The sequence below is a fragment of the Aquabacterium sp. genome, from assembly GCF_029946005.1.
Classification (GTDB): domain Bacteria; phylum Pseudomonadota; class Gammaproteobacteria; order Burkholderiales; family Burkholderiaceae_C; genus Aquabacterium.
Genome location: NZ_JAQSDR010000015.1, coordinates 98864 through 114939, shown reverse-complemented (window position 1 = coordinate 114939; position 16076 = coordinate 98864). Strand labels below are relative to the sequence as shown.

The window sequence follows — 16076 nt, the reverse complement described above, 5'->3', positions numbered from 1 at the left end:
GGTCAATCGAAAAAGGCAAACCCTGACTTGTTGTCCTTGGCCCGGTACATCGCGTCTTCTGCCCGCTCCAGCAAGACTTGGGTGGTGGCGCCATGGAGGGGGCTGATGGCAATGCCGATGCTGGGGCGCACGGTGATTTCCAGCGTGCCAATCCTGAATGGCACCGATACCGCGTCGAACAGCTTGCGCGCCAGGCGGCTCAACTGAGTCGGGTCCATGGGGTCGGCGGGCAGGCAGGCGAATTCGTCGTCGCCCAGGCGGCTCACCATGTCCCCCGCACGCACAGTTCGGCTGAGCCGCGCGCCCACCAGTTTGAGCAGCTCATCGCCAGTGGCCTGGCCGTGGGTCAGGTTGATCGCCTTGAAGCCATCCAGGTCGAGGTACAGCACGGCCAGGGCGCTGCGCTCTGCCTGAACATGGGCCAAGGCGTGGTCCAACAAGGTGCGGAAGAAGCCGCGGTTGGGCAGCGAAGTGAGGCTGTCGTGCAGGGCCGCGTGGCGGGCCAGGCGCTCCAGGGCGGTGGTGCCAGTCAGTGGGGCTGGTCGGTGCCATTCGCGCAGGGCGGTGGCGCGCAGTTGCTCAAAGGCCTCCAGGCATTCCACCAGGCAGTCCTGGATGGGCCGATGGTCGGCCAGGCGGTCGGTGGCCTGTCTCAGCCTGGTCTGAACGGCTCGAAAGAGGATGTCCCAGTCGTCTGCCTCAACCTGGTCGCCATGGACGGGCGGTGCGTACGGGGGCGCAAATTGGGTCATCGGGGCCCGCTCCGGGGATCATTGAAGTAAAACATTCGCGACAATGTAGACAGAGTGCAACTTCGTCAATGTGTCATTTGACACATGGCAACTGGATGAAATCACATGCCTGATGTGCCTTGCGCCAACTGTCCGTTGCGAACCCTGCCACTGTTCATTGAGCAGAGTTCCGACGAGCAGGTCTTGGTCCAGTCTCTGAAGAAGCGCGAGGTCAGTCTGAAGGCGGATGCGACGCTGGTCCATGAAGGTCAAACCGACACCCCGCTTTACACGTTGCTGGAAGGGTGGGCCTTTCGCTACAAAACCTTGAGTGACGGCCGTCGGCAGATCCTCACCTTTTTGCTGCCGGGCGATTTCATCGGCGTGCAGCAGAAGATGGGCGATTCGGCCGCCCATGGCGTGGATACCCTGACCGAGGCCAAATTCTGTGTTTTCCAGCGTGACGCGCTTTGGGAGTTGCACCGCCGCTCACCGACGATGGGCTTCAACATCACTTGGCTGACCGCGCACGAAGAGTCCCTGGTCGATGACACCTTGTTGTCAGTGGGGCGGCGCAGTGCCGAGGAGCGCATCGCCATGTTGTTGATCCTGCTCTTCAAGCGCGCGGCGGCGCTGCAGGCCGACGGTGGTGTGCAGGGGGTGCGTTTTCCGCTGACCCAGCAGCACATTGCCGATGGCCTGGGCCTGTCCTTGGTGCACACCAACAAGACCTTGCGCAAGCTGGAGCGGCGTGGGCTGCACCACCTTGCCGACGGGCGGCTGTACATGCGCGATGTGAAGGCCCTGGCGCGCCTGGCCGATTTGTATGGCGATGGGCGACCGCCGCAGCGGCCCCTGGTTTAAGGTCAGGCCCGCAATCGGCTGTGCGCCGGCACGCTGGCCAGCAAGAACTCCATCTGGTCGGCCAGGATGCGGCGCCCGCGCAGGATCATGTCTTCATGCAGGCTGGGCACGTAGGGCAGGTAATAGAGTTGCCAGCCAAGCTCGTTCAAGGTGCGGTTGCCCTTGCGGCCATTGCAGTTGCGGCAAGCGGTGATGCAGTTCTTCCAGGAGTCGATGCCGCCGCGCGAGGTGGGCACGATGTGCTCGCGGGTCAGGTCGTCGAGCTGAAAGCGGTGGCCGCAGTAAGCGCAGACCTGGCGGTCGCGGGTGAACAACTTGGGGTTGGACAAGGCCGGCTCTTGGCGCCAGGCCCGGCTGGGGACGCTGCCGTGCACCGCGATGATCGAGTGCAGCTCCAGCCTGGATTGCAGCCCAGTGCGGCGCTGAACTCCACCGCGCAAAACCATGCAAGGCTCGCCCAGAGTCCACGCGACACCGTCACTGGCATACAAAACCGCCGCTTCCTTGGCCGACAGCCAAGCCTGCGGACGGCCTGACACGTCAAGTTGCAGCACGTCCATACAGCCTCTCCACAAAGTCTCCAAAGGGGGGGATTGCTGCCGACAGGATAGATCACTTTGACGGCAGAACCGTGTCTTAAGAGCCTTCAAACCAAGGGCGAACCCGGTCCGCGTGGGATCTGAACAGATCGATTGTCTAAAAATCCTCAAAAAAAGTTGAGTAGAACGCACACACACCGCTCGGTTTTCTGCAAAATAGCACGATCGTTCGTTTTATTCCCCGGGAGCCTCCTTGTCTGAATCCCTGCCCCTTGACGCCAAACAGACCGCAGACGCGGCGCGTGAGCGTGGGCGTGGCAGCCAAGGGGTGGCCAAAGGCCTGCAAACGCGCGCCACCATCCTGGAGGCCGCGTTGAACCTGGCCTCGCAAATGGGCATCGAAGGCCTGTCGATCGGTGCCTTGGCCGAGGTCACCGGCATGAGCAAGTCGGGCGTGTTCGCCCACTTCGGCTCCCGCGAAGAACTTCAAATCTCTGTCATCCGCGAATACCACGAGCGCTTTTCTGCCGAGGTCTTTCTGCCCGCCATCCGTGAACCACGCGGTCTGCCGCGCCTGCGCGCCATGTTCGAGCGCTGGGTTGCCATGGTTGCCACCGAGCTTGATTCAGGCTGCATTTACATCAGCGGCGCCGTCGAATTCGACGACCGCCCCGGCTTGGTGCGCGACGCCCTGGCGGGCATGGTGCTGACTTGGCACGGCGCCCTGGGGCGCGCCATCCGCTTGTCGATGGAGTTGGGTCAACTTCGCGAAGACACCGACCCCATGCAAATGTTGTTCGAGATCCATGGCCTGATCCTGTCGCTCCACCACGATGCGCGTTTTTTGCGCTCGAAGGGGGCAGAGGACCGGGCCCGTGCGGCGTTTGAGCGTGTTGTCCAGTTTTATGCACTGGGCGCGCCTTCGACACCGTCTGGAATGGTGGCGTCTGACGCTGCCAAAGCCGGGTTGGCTTCGGCACCCCTGGCAGCCGTTTGACCCCGTCCCACCCTGAAATCACCCACTTTAAAAGTGTGATCAGGTCTTTCTCATTAACCGTGTTTTTGTGACCGAGGAGCTCCACGATGCCTACTTACAACCCCCCACTGCGCGACATGCAGTTCGTGATTCATGAGCTGCTGGGCGCGGTTGATGAATTGAAGACCATCCCGGCTTACGCCGATCTGGACGCCGACACGGTCAATGCCGTGCTGGAAGAAGGCGGCAAGTTCGCCTCCAAGGTGCTGGCCCCGCTGAACCTGATCGGCGACGTGCAAGGCTGCGTGCTGGACAAGACCACACACGAAGTCAAGACCGCCGATGGCTTCAAGGAAGCCTACAAGACCTACACCGAAAATGGTTGGTCCGGCCTGAGCGCTGATCCTGAGTGGGGCGGCCAAGGCATGCCCCAGCTGGTGAACCAGGCCATCTACGAAATGATGAACTCGGCCAACCAGGCCTGGACCATGTACCCCGGCCTGAGCCACGGCGCGCACGCTGCCCTGGAAGCCCACGGCACGCCTGAGCAAAAGGCCCTGTACCTGCCCAAGCTGACCAGCGGTCAGTGGACCGGCACGATGTGCCTGACCGAACCCCATTGCGGCACCGACCTGGGCTTGTTGCGCACCAAGGCTGAACCCCAAGCCGACGGCAGCTACAAGATCACCGGCGCCAAGATCTTCATCTCGGCCGGTGAACACGACATGGCCGAGAACATCGTCCACCTGGTGCTGGCCCGCCTGCCCGACGCCCCTGAAGGCTCGAAGGGCATCTCGCTGTTTGTGGTGCCCAAGTTCAACGTGAACGCCGACGGTTCGCTGGGTTCGCGCAACGGCATCTACTGCGGTGGCCTGGAACACAAGATGGGCATCCATGGCAATGCCACGGCCCAGATCGTTCTGGAAAGCGCCAACGGCACCCTGGTGGGCAAGCCCCACCGCGGTCTGCCCGCCATGTTCGTGATGATGAACGGCGCCCGCCTGGGCGTGGGCAACCAGTCCCTGGGCCTGACGCAAGTGGCCTATGAAAACGCCGTGGTGTACGCCAAGGACCGCGTGCAGATGCGTTCCCTGTCGGGCCCCAAGCGCCCTGACCTGGCCGCCGACCCCATCATCGTGCACCCCGATGTGCGCAAGATGCTGCTGACCGCCCGTGCCTACGCTGAAGGCGCCCGCGCCCTGGTGTACTACACCGCCATCGAGCTGGACAAGTCGCACAACCACCCCGATGAAGCTGTCCGCAAGGAATCGGACGACATCGTGGCCCTGCTGACCCCGATCGTCAAAGCCTTCATCACCGACAACGCCTGGATTGCAACCACGCATTGCCAGCAGGTATACGGCGGGCACGGCTTCATCCACGAGTGGGGCATGGAGCAGTTCGTGCGCGACGCCCGCATCAACATGATCTACGAAGGCACCAACACCATCCAGTCGCTGGACCTGTTGGGCCGCAAGGTGCTGGGCGACGGTGGCGCCAAGCTGACCAAGTTTGGCAAGACCGTGGGCCGTTTCGTCAAGGAAAACGCCGACAACGAGGCCATGCAAGAGTTCACCAAGCCCCTGGCTGAGCTGGGCACGAAGGTGCAAGCCTTCACGATGGAAATCGGCATGAAGGGCATGCAGAACCCCGACGAAGTGGGCGCCGCTGCGGTGGATTACCTGCGCGTGGTCGGCCACCTGGTGTACTCGTACTTCTTCGCCCGCATGGCCAAGATCGCGCTGGAAAAGCAAAGCTCGGGCGACAAGTTCTACATCGCCAAGCTGGCCACCGCCCGCTTCTACTTTGCCAAGCTGCTGCCTGAAGTCGAAACCCTGATGATCACGGCCAAGGCCGGTCTGAAGCCCCTGACGGAAATGGACGAAGCCCTGTTCTAATCAACGGGCTTTGCGGGGAAGCGGTGGTTTTCAAGCCGCTTCCTCATTCACCATCTCCACATCCACAGAGTGTTCCGCTAGGAGAGAACAATGAGTCGATTCAATGTCCGCAAGGTCGCCGTGCTCGGCGCCGGCGTGATGGGTGCGCAGATCGCTGCCCATCTGGTCAATTGCAAGGTGCCGGTCGTGCTGTTCGACCTGCCCGCCAAGGAAGGCCCCAAGAACGGGGTCGTCACCAAGGCCGTCGAAGGCCTGAAGAAGCTGAAGCCCTCGCCCCTGGGCGTGACCGACGACGCTGTGTTGATCCAGCAAGCCAACTACGAAGAGCACCTCGAAGAGCTGCGCGGTTGCGACCTGATCATCGAAGCCATCGCCGAGCGTCTGGACTGGAAGGAAGATCTTTACAAGAAGATCGCGCCTTTCGTCAATGACCACGCGATCCTGGCCACCAACACCTCGGGCCTGTCCATCACGGCCATGGCCGATGTGCTGCCTGAACAGTTGCGCTCGCGCTTCCTGGGCATCCACTTCTTCAACCCGCCGCGCTACATGTACCTGGTTGAGCTGATCCCGACCGCGTACACCAACGCCGTGGTGATCGACCAGCTCGAAGCCTTCGTGACCACCGCCGTGGGCAAGGGTGTTGTGCGTTGCGAAGACAGCCCCAACTTCATCGCCAACCGCGTGGGCGTGGCCGGCCTGTTGTTCTCCATGATCGAAGTGAAGAACTTCGGCCTGGGCTACGACATCGTCGACGACCTGACCGGCAAGCGCATGGGCCGCGCCTCTTCGGGCACCTACCGCACCTGCGACGTGGTCGGCATCGACACGATGGCCCACGTGATCAAGACCCTGCAAGTGGGTTGCGCGGCTGATCCGTTCGCCGCCGCTTTCGCCATGCCTGCCGACGTGCAAGCGCTGCTGGACAAGGGTAACTTTGGCCAAAAAACCAAGGCCGGCTTCTTCAAAAAGGACGGCAAGGTCATCACGCAGTTCGACGTGAAGACCGGCGAGTACGTGCCTGCGGGCAACAAAGCCGACAAGGAAGTCACCGACATCCTGCGCAAGCCTGCCGCTGAGCGCCTCAAGGCGCTGCGTGAATCGAGCAACCCGCAAGCCCAGCTGGTGTGGGCGATGCTGCGCAACGCCTTCCACTACGCTGCCGTAACTGGTGAAGGCATCGCCGACACCTGCCGTGACGTGGACTTGGCCATGCGCTGGGGCTATGGCATGAAGCAAGGCCCCTTTGAGATCTGGCAAGACGCCGGCTGGAAGCAAGTGGCCGAATGGGTCAAGGCCGACATCGACGCTGGCAAGGCCATCACCAAGACGCCGCTGCCCGCCTGGGTGTTCGACGGCCGTGACGGCGTGCACACGTCCGAAGGTTCGTGGAGCCCTGCCAAGAAGACCTACGTGCCGCAGCGCAAGCTGCCCGTGTACGACCGCCAGTTCTTCCGTGAAGACGTGCTGGGTTCGGGTGCCAAGTCGGCCGACACGGCTGGCAAAACGCTGCATGAAGACGCCGCCATCCGCCTGTGGACGCTGGACGACGAAGTGGTCATCGCCTCGATCAAGTCCAAGATGCACACCATCTCGGCCGAAGTCACCGCTGGCCTGGCCAAGGGTCTGAAGCTGGCTGAAGACAGCTACAAGGGCCTGGTGATCTGGTCGCAAGACGGCCCGTTCTCGGCCGGTGCTGACCTGCAATCCATGATGCCTGCCTTCATGTCCGGCGGTGGCAAGGCCATTGCCCCGTTCGAGAAGGAACTGCAAGACTTCATGCTGAGCCTGCGCTACAGCAACGTGCCTTCCGTGGCCGCCATGCACGGCCTGGCCCTGGGTGGTGGTTGCGAGCTGGCCGTGCACGCGTCCAAGCGCGTTGCTGCCATGGAAAGCTATGTGGGCCTGGTGGAAGTCGGCGTGGGACTGATCCCCGGCGGCGGTGGCCTGGCCTACCTGGCCCGCCGCGCGGCCGAACTGCTGGAGCCGTCCAAGGGCGTGTCCGGCCAGATCGGTGGCGACCTGATCGGTTTCATCAAGGAAGCCTTCCAGGCGGCCGCGATGGCCAAGGTGGCGACCTCTGCGATCGAAGCCAAGAAGTACGGCTACCTGATCGACGGCGACGTGATCGTCCCCAACAAGGACGAGCTGCTGTACGTGGCGATCGCCCAGGTCAAGGCCATGTACGAGTCGGGCTACCGTGCCCCGGCCAAGCGCCTGTTCCCGGTGGCCGGCCGCAACGTCAAGGCCACGCTGCAATCCTCGCTGATCAACATGCGTGACGGTGGCTTCATCAGCGCTCACGACTACCTGATCAGCTCGGCCATCGCTGATGTCCTGACCGGCGGCGACGTCGATTACGGCACGCAAGTGACCGAGGAATACCTGCACGCCCTGGAGCGCAAGCACTTCTGCTCGCTGCTGGACAACCCCAAGACGCAAGAGCGCATCATGGGCATGCTGTCCACCGGCAAGCCCGTCCGCAACTGATCGATCGGAGCATCCAAATGACTCAACTTCGTGACGCCTACATCGTCGCCGCCACCCGCACCCCGATCGGCAAGTCTGGTCGTGGCGTGTTCAAGAACACCCGTCCTGACGACCTGCTGGTGGCCGTGATCAAAAGCGCCCTGGCGCAAGTGCCCACGCTCGACCCCGCTGCCATCGAAGACGCCATCATTGGCTGCGCGATGCCCGAGGCCGAGCAAGGCATGAACGTGGCCAAGATCGCCGTGCTGCTGTCGGGCTTGCCCAAGACCGTGGCCGGTGCCACCGTCAACCGTTTCTGCGCGGCTGGCATCACCGCCATCTCCATGGCCGCCGACCGCATCCGCGTGGGTGAGGCCGAGGTCATGATCGCCGGTGGTGTCGAATCGATGTCGATGGTGCCGATGGGCGGCAACAAGCCATCCTTCAACCCCGAAATCGTCAACAACGACGAGAACGTGGGCATCGCCTACGGCATGGGCATGACCGCCGAGAAGGTGGCCGAGCAGTGGAAGGTGACCCGCGAGGAGCAAGACGCTTTCGCGGTCGAATCCCACCGCCGCGCCGTGGCCGCCCAACAAGCGGGCTTCTTCAAGGCCGAGACCACCCCGATCGAAATCGAGGTGCGCACACCCAACCTGGAAACAGGCGAAGTGACGATCACCAAGAAGACGATCTCGCAAGACGAAGGCGCTCGCCCTGAGACCAGCCTGGAAGGGCTGGCCAAGCTGCGCGCTGTGTTCGCCGCCAAGGGTTCGGTCACGGCGGGCAACAGCTCGCAAACGTCCGACGGCGCTGGCTGCCTGATCCTGGCTTCGAAAGAAGCCTGTGAGAAGTACGGCCTGAAGCCCTTGGCCCGTTTCGTGAGCTTCGCCGTCAAGGGCGTGCCGCCTGAAATCATGGGCATCGGCCCGATCGAAGCGATCCCATTGGCGCTGAAGTACGCCGGCCTGAAGGCTTCTGATCTGGACTGGATCGAGCTGAACGAAGCCTTTGCCGCGCAATCGCTGGCCGTGCTGAAGGACCTGGACGCCAAGGGCCACGTGCTCGACCGCGCCAAGGTCAACCCCATGGGCGGCGCGATCGCCTTGGGCCACCCGCTGGGCGCGACCGGCGCGATCCGTGCAGCCACCGTGGTGCATGGCCTGCACCGCACGGGCGGCAAGTACGGCATGGTGACGATGTGCATCGGCACCGGCCAAGGTGCTGCCGGCATCATCGAACGCCTGTGATCCTTGCCTGGTTCACCGTCGTTTGACGCTGTTGAAAAAGCCCGCCACCGTGCGGGCTTTTTCTTGGAGACTGTTCTGGAGTCCTTGACCATCACCACCGACGACGGCCAACACTTGGCCGTGCAGCATTACCGGCCGCAGGGTGTGCCGGTGCGCCGCGCCGTGATCATCGCCACGGCGTTGGGGGTGCCCCAATCGTTTTACCAGCGCTATGCGGTGTGGCTGGCGGAGCAAGGGTGCGTGGTCTACACCTTTGATTGGCGCGGCATGGGGCGTTCGGCCCCGGCCAGTTTGCTGGGCTACCGAGCCCGCTTGAGCGACTGGGCTTTGCACGATGCGCCTGCTGTGATGAACGCGGTGGCGCAGCGCCATCCTGAGTTGCCCATCAGCTGGTTCGGCCACAGCATGGGTGGCATTTTGTATGGCCTGATGCCGCAGCACCCCCGCATCGACCATGTGACCACCTTGGCCAGTGGCAGTGGTTATGGCGCGCACCTGGCGCGGCCATTGCGGTATGTCATCAGCGTGTTTTGGCACGTGATGGTGCCTTTGAGCGTGGCGCGGCATGGCTACTTCGCGGGCCGCCGCATGAAAGCGGTGGGCGATGTGCCGCGCGGCGTGGTGGCGCAGTGGAAGCGCTGGAGCCAGCACCCTGATTTCGTGCTCAGCGATGGGGAGCATGCACGCCAGGCTTATGCGCGCGTGACTCAGCCGATCACCGCCGTGATGATCGACGACGATGTGTTTGCCAGCCATGAAGGCGTGCGGGCGCAGCATGCGCACTACCGCAACGCGCCGGTCACGCACGTGCTGGTCAAACCCAAAGACCATGGGGTGCGGGCCATCGGCCATTTCAATTTCTTCCATGCCCGCACGGGGCCCAAGGTCTGGGGCTTGAGTCGTGAATGGCTGGGTCTGAGCGACGCGTTGGCGGGAGCCCATTGATGGAAGCCACCTTGCACCTGATCACCGAGGACGGGCGCACGGTGGTGGCGCACGCCTACCAACCCGAGGGCGAGGTGCGGCGGGCCGTGCTGCTGTCATCGGCCATGGGCGTGCCACAAATTTTCTACCGCCCGTTTGCCACGTGGCTGGCCCAGCAGGGCATTGCCGTCCTGACCTTTGATTGCCGGGGCATGGGCGAGTCGGCCCCCGCATCGTTGCGCGGCTATGTGGCCAGCATCACCGATTGGGTCAAGCAGGATCACCCTGCCGCGCTGGCCGAGCTGTTGCGGCGTTGGCCCGGTGTGCCGCGAACTTTCCTGGGCCACAGCCTGGGTGGCCAGATCTTTGGCTGGCTGGATGGCCGTGAGCATTTCGACCGCATGGTGACGGTAGCCAGTGGCAGCGGCTACTGGCGCTACAACGCGCCGCAGTTGCGCATCTCGGTGCACCTGTTGTGGTGGTTCCTGGCGCCCGTGGCCGTGACCTTGTTCGGGCACTTTCCGGGCGAACGCCTGGGTGTGCTGGGCACCATCCCCAAACAGGCGATGTGGCAGTGGCGCCGCTGGTGCCTGAACCCCGACTACATCGGGGCCGAGGGCAACGAGTTGCGCGCCCGTTACGCGCAGGTGCGCACGCCCATCACCGCGGCCTTGATCGAAGACGACGAGCTGATCAGCCCCGAAGGCATCCGCCGTCTTTACCGCCTTTACCCGAATGCGCCCACACGCTTTGAATCCTTGCGGCCGCATGCCCATGGCCTCAAGCGCCTGGGGCATTTCGGCTTGTTCAAACCCCAGTCGGCGAGCACGCTGTGGCCTTTGGCCCTGACCTGGATCGCCGACTGACCCCTTGCCCCCCTCACACTAGGAGACCCCTCATGACCGAAGCCCAAGCCATCCTGGCCCATGTCGAAGCTGGCGTGCTGACGCTGACTTTCAACCGCCTGGACAAGAAGAACGCCATCACCACGGCCATGTACACCTCGCTGGCCGATGCCTTGACCGAGGCCGCCACCGACAGCGCCGTGCGTGCGGTGGTGATCCAGGGCCACGAGCAGATCTTCACCGCTGGCAACGACCTGGCCGATTTCAGGAATAACCCGCCCTCCACCGAGGCGGACAAGCCCGTGCCGGTGTTCCGCTTCCTGGAGGCCTTGCGCACCTTCCCCAAGCCCGTGGTGGCGGCGGTCAGCGGCCCGGCAGTGGGCATTGGCACGACCTTGCTGTTGCACTGCGACCTGGTCTACGCGGGCGACAACGCGGCCTTCAGCCTGCCTTTCGTGAACCTGGGGCTGTGCCCCGAAGCCGGTGCCAGCCTGCTGCTGCCCGCCCTGGTGGGCTACCCGCGCGCTGCTGAAAAGCTGCTGCTGGGCGAAGCCTTTTATGCCGAAGAGGCCGTGGACATGGGCCTGGTCAACCGCATCCTGCCACCGCACGAAGTGGCGGGCTATGCCCAGGCCCAGGCCTTGAAGCTGGCCGCCAAGCCGACCGAATCGGTGCGCATCACCAAAGCGCTGATGAAGCAGGCGCACACAGGCCTCTCGGCCGTGATGCAGCAGGAATTCAAGCACTTTGGCGAACTGTTGCGTGGGCCGGCCGCCAAGGAGGCTATCAGCGCGGTGATGGAAAAGCGTCGGCCCGATTTCTCGAAGCTGTGAGTTGAAACACCGCGCGGCGTGGTCAGCGCTTGACCACGCCCACGCTGTATTGGCCGGTGCCTGAGCTACGGTCGTAGTGCCGCACTTGCACGAAGTAGTCGCCCGCCATCAAGGGCGTCGAGATGCGGGGGTTCAGGCCATAGCCGCTGTCGTCGTCTTCGTCGATCAGGGCGGTGGCGCTGTTGGGCCCGAACAGCTTGAGGTAGACGTCGGTCTGGCCGCGCGTCTCGATCACGTAAACGCCCTCGGTGTCGGCGTTGAAGCGGTAGAGGTCTTCTTCACCAGCCTGCCCAATGTTGGCTTGCAGGCGCGGTGCACCCACGGTCAAGGCCGTGGCGCCGGGCAGGCCCGGGTTGGACTTGGGGTACATCTTGGCCCCGGCCACGAACTCCTTGTCCAGGGATGACAGCACGTCGTTGGCGTGCGTGGCCACGCCGTTGGTCGTCCATTCGGCCGGGAAGGCGTACAGCATGATCGACTCGGCATCGAAAGTGGTGCCGTTGATCTGATCGGCCGAGTACCTGAAGAACACGTTGTGGCGCGTGGTCTCGGCATCCCAGAAATTGGGCGGGCCGGCGAGGGCTTTCAGCACAGCCGCTTCGTTCCACTGGATGCCGCCGGCCGGGCTGGAGTGCTCGTGCGCCAGGCCGATGGCGTGGCCGAACTCGTGCGCGGCGGTGCCACCATCCAGGAAGCCCAGGTTCATGGTGGCCTGGTTGAAGGGCACGCTGCGCGCATCGGTGCCCACGGTGGACCAGGCGCCATCGTTGTCATCGAAGGTGATGCGCAGGTCGGCCTGCGGCGCGTTGTTGAAGTCGAACTGGAGGTTGCACACGTTGGACCACCACGCGGCCTGCTCGCGCGCCTTGGCCTGTTGCGAGCTGGTGCCGCCCATGAAGCGCACCTGCAGCGTGGAGCCATTCACCCAGCTCTTGCCCTTGGGGTTGATGGCACGCACGCGCCCGCCAGGGCCGGCCATCATCTTGCGGGGGCGCAGCAGGTCACGGGGAAGGATGTGGTCGAAGCAGCATTTGGGTGCGGGCATGATGGGCTCCTGGGCTGAAGACGAAAGGGGGCTAAACGATCGACTTCAGCATAGGAGTCTGGATGGGGGGGCCGCCATCCCTAGTTTGTCAGCTCACCAATGAACCACGCTGTAGACACCCATGGCGCACACGCTCATGAGCACCAGGGCGGCGGTGCGCACGGGGGCGCCATCATTGGCGGGCAGGGCGTCGCCTTCCACCACCTGGTCGCCCGTGATCATGGGGGTGACCAGGTCGCGCTTCTTGAGCACGCGGTGGTAAACGATGGCCAGCAGATGCAGTCCGATCAAGCCATAGATGAGCTTGCTCGTGACTTGGGCGTGCAGCCAGCTCACCTGGTCCGACAGGTCCTTGTTGATGAGGTGGGCCAGCGGGCCTTCGCTGGCGATGTCATCGTTGGTGAACAGGCCTGAGCCGGCCTGCAGCAGGATCACCGCGAGCATGGCCAGCACCGACAGGCCGCCCAGCGGGTTGTGGCCCGAGTGCTGCCCTCCCGCACGACCACGCAGGTAGGCGACGATGGTGGCGGGCGAGCGCAGGAAGCTGGCAAAGCGCGCATACCGGGGGCCGATCAGGCCCCATAGCACCCGGAACAGCACCAGTGCCAAGGCCGCGTAGCCAAAGCGGAAATGCCAGTCCATCGCCGTGCCGCCCAGGTACTGGGTGATGAACGCGCCTGCGATGATCACCACCAGGGCCCAATGAAAGATTCGCGTGGGCAGGTCCCACACCCTGATCGTTTTCATGAGGGGCTCCTCAGCGGTTGCGGTAGCTGTCGTGGCAGGACTTGCAGGTCTGGGCCAGGGCATTGAAGGCGGTCTTGAACGCGTTCGCATCGCCAGACCGGGCGGCGCCAGACAGCTTGGCCGCCGCGCCTTGCCATTGGTCGCTGTGGGTCTTGAACTGGGCGACCTCTTGCCAGACCTCGGGCTTGGCCTTGGAGGGCGCCATGTCCGACCCCGGCGGGAACGCCGTGGCCAGTTGCCGGGACAGCATTTCGATGAGGGCGGCGTTGGTTTCGGCGGCGGGCTTGTCAAAAGGGACTTCGCCCTTGGCCATGGCCCCCGCGCGTTGCACATGCGTGCTGAGCACCTGGAAGGCCGCCTGGCGGTACTTCACCGCGTCGTTCAGGCGCGCGAACTGGGCTTGTGCCGACCAGGGTAGGGCGAGCAACATGGCCATCATCAAAGAGGCGCAGCGCATCTTCAGAGTCCTCGGTTACTTGATGGGGCGGGGCGCTTGCGTGCGCTCCCATTCGATGGCGGCATCGACGAACTTCTCGAAGGCGCCGCCTTTTTCCAGCAAGGTTTTTTCCATCGCCGGGTCGAGCGTTTTCTCGATGCCTTGCTCGTCCAGCGGCATCTTGCGTTCGCGCACCGATTTCAATACCCGGTGGATCTCGCCCGAGGCGTGGGCCGGCGATTGCAGCAGCACCAGGCGCTTCATCTTCTCCGGGTTGTTGGGCACGTGGCAGTTCAGGCATTGCGAATCGCGCAGTGAGGTGGCGAACTCGCGGTAAGACTTGTCCAATTGCGCCTTGTAGGGGTTGTCTTCGCGGTACAGGCCATCGAACAGGGTGACGGCGGGTTGCGTTTTGCCTTGTGCATCCGTCCACAGCCATTTCCCATCGAAAGTCGGCAAGGTGGCTTTGTTCACCACGTGGCCCTCGGCCGGATTGCCTCGGTTTGAAAATTGGGCGAAACGAATTAAACCGGTTCGTGGATCCATCCACAGGTAAAGGGAGCGGGCATTTTCATACATCTCCCATTTATTGGCATCGTGCCAGAATGGATATGGAAATTGACCGGGTTGCAGTCGGTTTCTGAAACCCACACCCAGAGTGGCCAGAAATAGTTTCTCGCGCTCCACGTAAGTGATCTTGTATTTGCCATCAAACATGAATAGCGGTATATAAAGCCCGGTCAATATGCCCGGGTCGAATTCGGTCAGGTGAGTTTCTTTAAGGGGTAATTCGGCATCTTTCCGGCGCCCCCACAAAACCACCGGTTTGACCATGGCCTGTTTGAGCAGCGAGTCGGTGAACAGGGCCTGGCGGCACTGGTCAAACGCGCTTTGGCTGGCGGGATCGGCCAGTGGGCAAAGCTGTTTCAGCTGATTCGTGAGTTTTTCAACGGATTTTTCAATGTGCAACGGCGTGGGCAGGTCGGCCCCATGGGCGATTTGGCCGTAAAGGGCGAATGCGGCCGTCAAAGCGGTGATTTTGCACAGATTGTTGAATACTGTTTTCACAACGACTCCTGGTTTATAAAAATTCTAGCCATCTCGAAAAATGCGCGCTGGTTTATTACTCATGTAAGCAGGTGTTGAGTTGTGCAACACCGGTGAGCTGTGTGATTTCATGCCAGCGGCCCTTGACCACGCCAAGCTTGAATAACGCAAACTCGGATGCAGGGCCATTTGTGCCAATTGCCGAGCAGTCATCGAGCGCCGAAGGGGTATATGAAAAAGCAGGAACTGAAAGTGGCGGTGTTCACGTCACAGCAGCGCGACATGCGGGTGATCGGCATCGTGCTCACTCACCTCAAAAGCGCCAACTACACATTCACCGTGGCCGAGCGGACGCCCTCGGCCACGGTGGATGTGGCCCTGGTGGATGACAGCGATCCCGAGATGCGCAAGCGCCTGGCCACGGTGCTGGCGAGCAAGCCGAGCCTGCCGGTGGTGCACCTGGTGTCGGAAGTGGGTCTGGCTGGTGCCCAGTGCGAACTCTTGTCCAACCAATTGATGATGCAGTTGCTGCCCACCCTGGAGCGTTTGCTGCACAGCTTGGCCAACCAGCCGCCAGCCGCGCCAGCCGCCTCACCCACCAGTACCGTGACCACCCTGCCGCCCACGCGCAACAGGCTGCGCGCACTGGTGGTGGACGACAGCCAGACCGTGCGCACGCAGCTGGCCAATGTCATGTCGAACATCGGCATGGCTTGCGACATCGCCGATGGTGCCAAGGCGGCGTTGGCCCAATTGGCCAACCGCCAGTACGACCTGATCTATGTCGACGTGATGATGCCCGACATGGACGGCTACACGCTGACCCGCGAGATCAAGCGCAACCGCAACAACAAGGCGCCCGTGATCATCCTGACCAGCCAGTCCTCGCCCTTTGACCGCGCCCGCGGTGCGCTGGCGGGCTGCGACATCTTCCTGACCAAGCCGGTGGGCCTGAAACAGTTCTACGCCGCCACCACCAAGGCCTTGCGCAAATCCATGGCCGTGGACGACTTGAGCGACTGGATCACCGATCCGACGCAGGCCAAGGCCCGGGCACACGCCTGAGCCCATCCCATCATTCAATCCGGAGATCTGGCATGACCGCCAATAAAGCCCTTGTCGTTGATGACTCGTCCACCGACCTGTCGAACCTGAAAACCATCCTGCAAGACGCGGGCTGGCTGGTGAACACCGCCAGCAATGGCATGCAGGCCCTGGAGCGTGCCAAGAACGACCGCCCCAGCATCATCTTCCTGGACATCGTGATGCCGCAGCTGGACGGCTACGGCACCAGCCGCGCGCTGGCCGATGACCCGGCCACCAAAGGCATCCCGGTGGTTTTCGTGTCGACCAAGAACACGCGCGCTGACCAGGTCTGGGCCAAGGCCCAAGGGGGCAAGATGCTGATCGGCAAACCCTTCAGCGCCGACCAGATCGTCGATGCGCTGAAGTTCGCGGCCTGAGCGGCGCAG

At 63.0% G+C, this 16076-nt stretch carries 16 protein-coding genes; 10 read left to right on the top strand and 6 right to left on the bottom strand.

Annotation, left to right across the window (positions count from 1 at the left end):
• Positions 1 to 2: 2 nt before the first annotated feature.
• Positions 3 to 752: a GGDEF domain-containing protein gene (locus PSV38_RS11840; RefSeq protein ID WP_300547658.1), complete on the bottom strand. Its 750-nt coding sequence runs from the start codon at positions 750 to 752 to the stop codon at positions 3 to 5.
• Between the two features lie 105 nt (positions 753 to 857).
• On the opposite strand from PSV38_RS11840, the gene PSV38_RS11835 reads away from it, so the two are divergent.
• Positions 858 to 1595, top strand: a complete 738-nt coding sequence (locus PSV38_RS11835) for a Crp/Fnr family transcriptional regulator (protein ID WP_300547656.1) — start codon at positions 858 to 860, stop codon at positions 1593 to 1595.
• A 2-nt stretch (positions 1596 to 1597) separates the two neighbouring features.
• Here PSV38_RS11835 and PSV38_RS11830 read toward each other — a convergent pair whose 3' ends face one another.
• Positions 1598 to 2155 (bottom strand): HNH endonuclease, encoded by a 558-nt coding sequence (locus PSV38_RS11830; protein WP_300547655.1) that lies wholly within the window; start codon positions 2153 to 2155, stop codon positions 1598 to 1600.
• A gap of 307 nt (positions 2156 to 2462) precedes the next feature.
• On the opposite strand from PSV38_RS11830, the gene PSV38_RS11825 reads away from it, so the two are divergent.
• The 7 genes from PSV38_RS11825 (at position 2463) to PSV38_RS11795 (ending at position 11329) form a co-directional block, all read left to right on the top strand.
• Entirely contained in the window at positions 2463 to 3131 is a 669-nt protein-coding gene (locus PSV38_RS11825; RefSeq protein WP_300547923.1) for a TetR/AcrR family transcriptional regulator, read from the top strand.
• Positions 3132 to 3217: 86 nt separating this feature from the next.
• A complete protein-coding gene (locus PSV38_RS11820; RefSeq protein WP_300547653.1) occupies positions 3218 to 5008 on the top strand; it encodes an acyl-CoA dehydrogenase C-terminal domain-containing protein in 1791 nt (596 codons plus the stop codon).
• A gap of 90 nt (positions 5009 to 5098) precedes the next feature.
• Positions 5099 to 7498: a 3-hydroxyacyl-CoA dehydrogenase/enoyl-CoA hydratase family protein gene (locus PSV38_RS11815; RefSeq protein ID WP_300547651.1), complete on the top strand. Its 2400-nt coding sequence runs from the start codon at positions 5099 to 5101 to the stop codon at positions 7496 to 7498.
• A gap of 17 nt (positions 7499 to 7515) precedes the next feature.
• Entirely contained in the window at positions 7516 to 8727 is a 1212-nt protein-coding gene (locus PSV38_RS11810; protein WP_300547649.1) for an acetyl-CoA C-acyltransferase, read from the top strand.
• A 3-nt stretch (positions 8728 to 8730) separates the two neighbouring features.
• Positions 8731 to 9672, top strand: coding sequence for an alpha/beta fold hydrolase (locus PSV38_RS11805; RefSeq protein WP_300547647.1), 942 nt, complete (start codon positions 8731 to 8733; stop codon positions 9670 to 9672).
• The gene (locus PSV38_RS11800) at positions 9672 to 10517 is read left to right on the top strand and encodes an alpha/beta fold hydrolase (protein ID WP_300547646.1); all 846 of its coding nucleotides are present in this window, start codon (positions 9672 to 9674) and stop codon (positions 10515 to 10517) included. The genes PSV38_RS11805 and PSV38_RS11800 overlap by 1 nt, the downstream gene beginning before the upstream one ends.
• A 32-nt stretch (positions 10518 to 10549) precedes the next feature.
• Complete coding sequence (locus PSV38_RS11795; RefSeq protein ID WP_300547644.1) at positions 10550 to 11329, top strand: enoyl-CoA hydratase; 780 nt, start codon at positions 10550 to 10552, stop codon at positions 11327 to 11329.
• Positions 11330 to 11351: 22 nt separating this feature from the next.
• On the opposite strand, the gene PSV38_RS11790 is transcribed toward PSV38_RS11795, so the two are convergent.
• The 4 genes from PSV38_RS11790 to PSV38_RS11775 all read right to left on the bottom strand — a co-directional run bounded on the left by PSV38_RS11790 (position 11352) and on the right by PSV38_RS11775 (position 14625).
• A complete protein-coding gene (locus tag PSV38_RS11790; RefSeq protein WP_300547642.1) occupies positions 11352 to 12374 on the bottom strand; it encodes a M12 family metallopeptidase in 1023 nt (340 codons plus the stop codon).
• A 93-nt stretch (positions 12375 to 12467) separates the two neighbouring features.
• Complete coding sequence (locus tag PSV38_RS11785) at positions 12468 to 13121, bottom strand: cytochrome b/b6 domain-containing protein (RefSeq protein WP_300547640.1); 654 nt, start codon at positions 13119 to 13121, stop codon at positions 12468 to 12470.
• A 10-nt stretch (positions 13122 to 13131) separates the two neighbouring features.
• On the bottom strand, positions 13132 to 13578 hold the full coding sequence (locus tag PSV38_RS11780; protein WP_300547639.1) for a cytochrome c: 447 nt from the start codon (positions 13576 to 13578) through the stop codon (positions 13132 to 13134).
• 15 nt (positions 13579 to 13593) lie between these two features.
• Entirely contained in the window at positions 13594 to 14625 is a 1032-nt protein-coding gene (locus PSV38_RS11775; RefSeq protein WP_300547637.1) for a hypothetical protein, read from the bottom strand.
• A 210-nt stretch (positions 14626 to 14835) separates the two neighbouring features.
• Here PSV38_RS11775 and PSV38_RS11770 point away from each other — a divergent pair, with 210 nt between their 5' ends.
• Positions 14836 to 15669 carry a response regulator gene (locus PSV38_RS11770; RefSeq protein WP_300547636.1) on the top strand — a complete coding sequence of 278 codons (834 nt, stop codon included), beginning with the start codon at positions 14836 to 14838 and terminating at the stop codon, positions 15667 to 15669.
• A 32-nt stretch (positions 15670 to 15701) separates the two neighbouring features.
• Positions 15702 to 16067, top strand: a complete 366-nt coding sequence (locus tag PSV38_RS11765) for a response regulator (RefSeq protein WP_230177572.1) — start codon at positions 15702 to 15704, stop codon at positions 16065 to 16067.
• Positions 16068 to 16076: the final 9 nt, after the last annotated feature.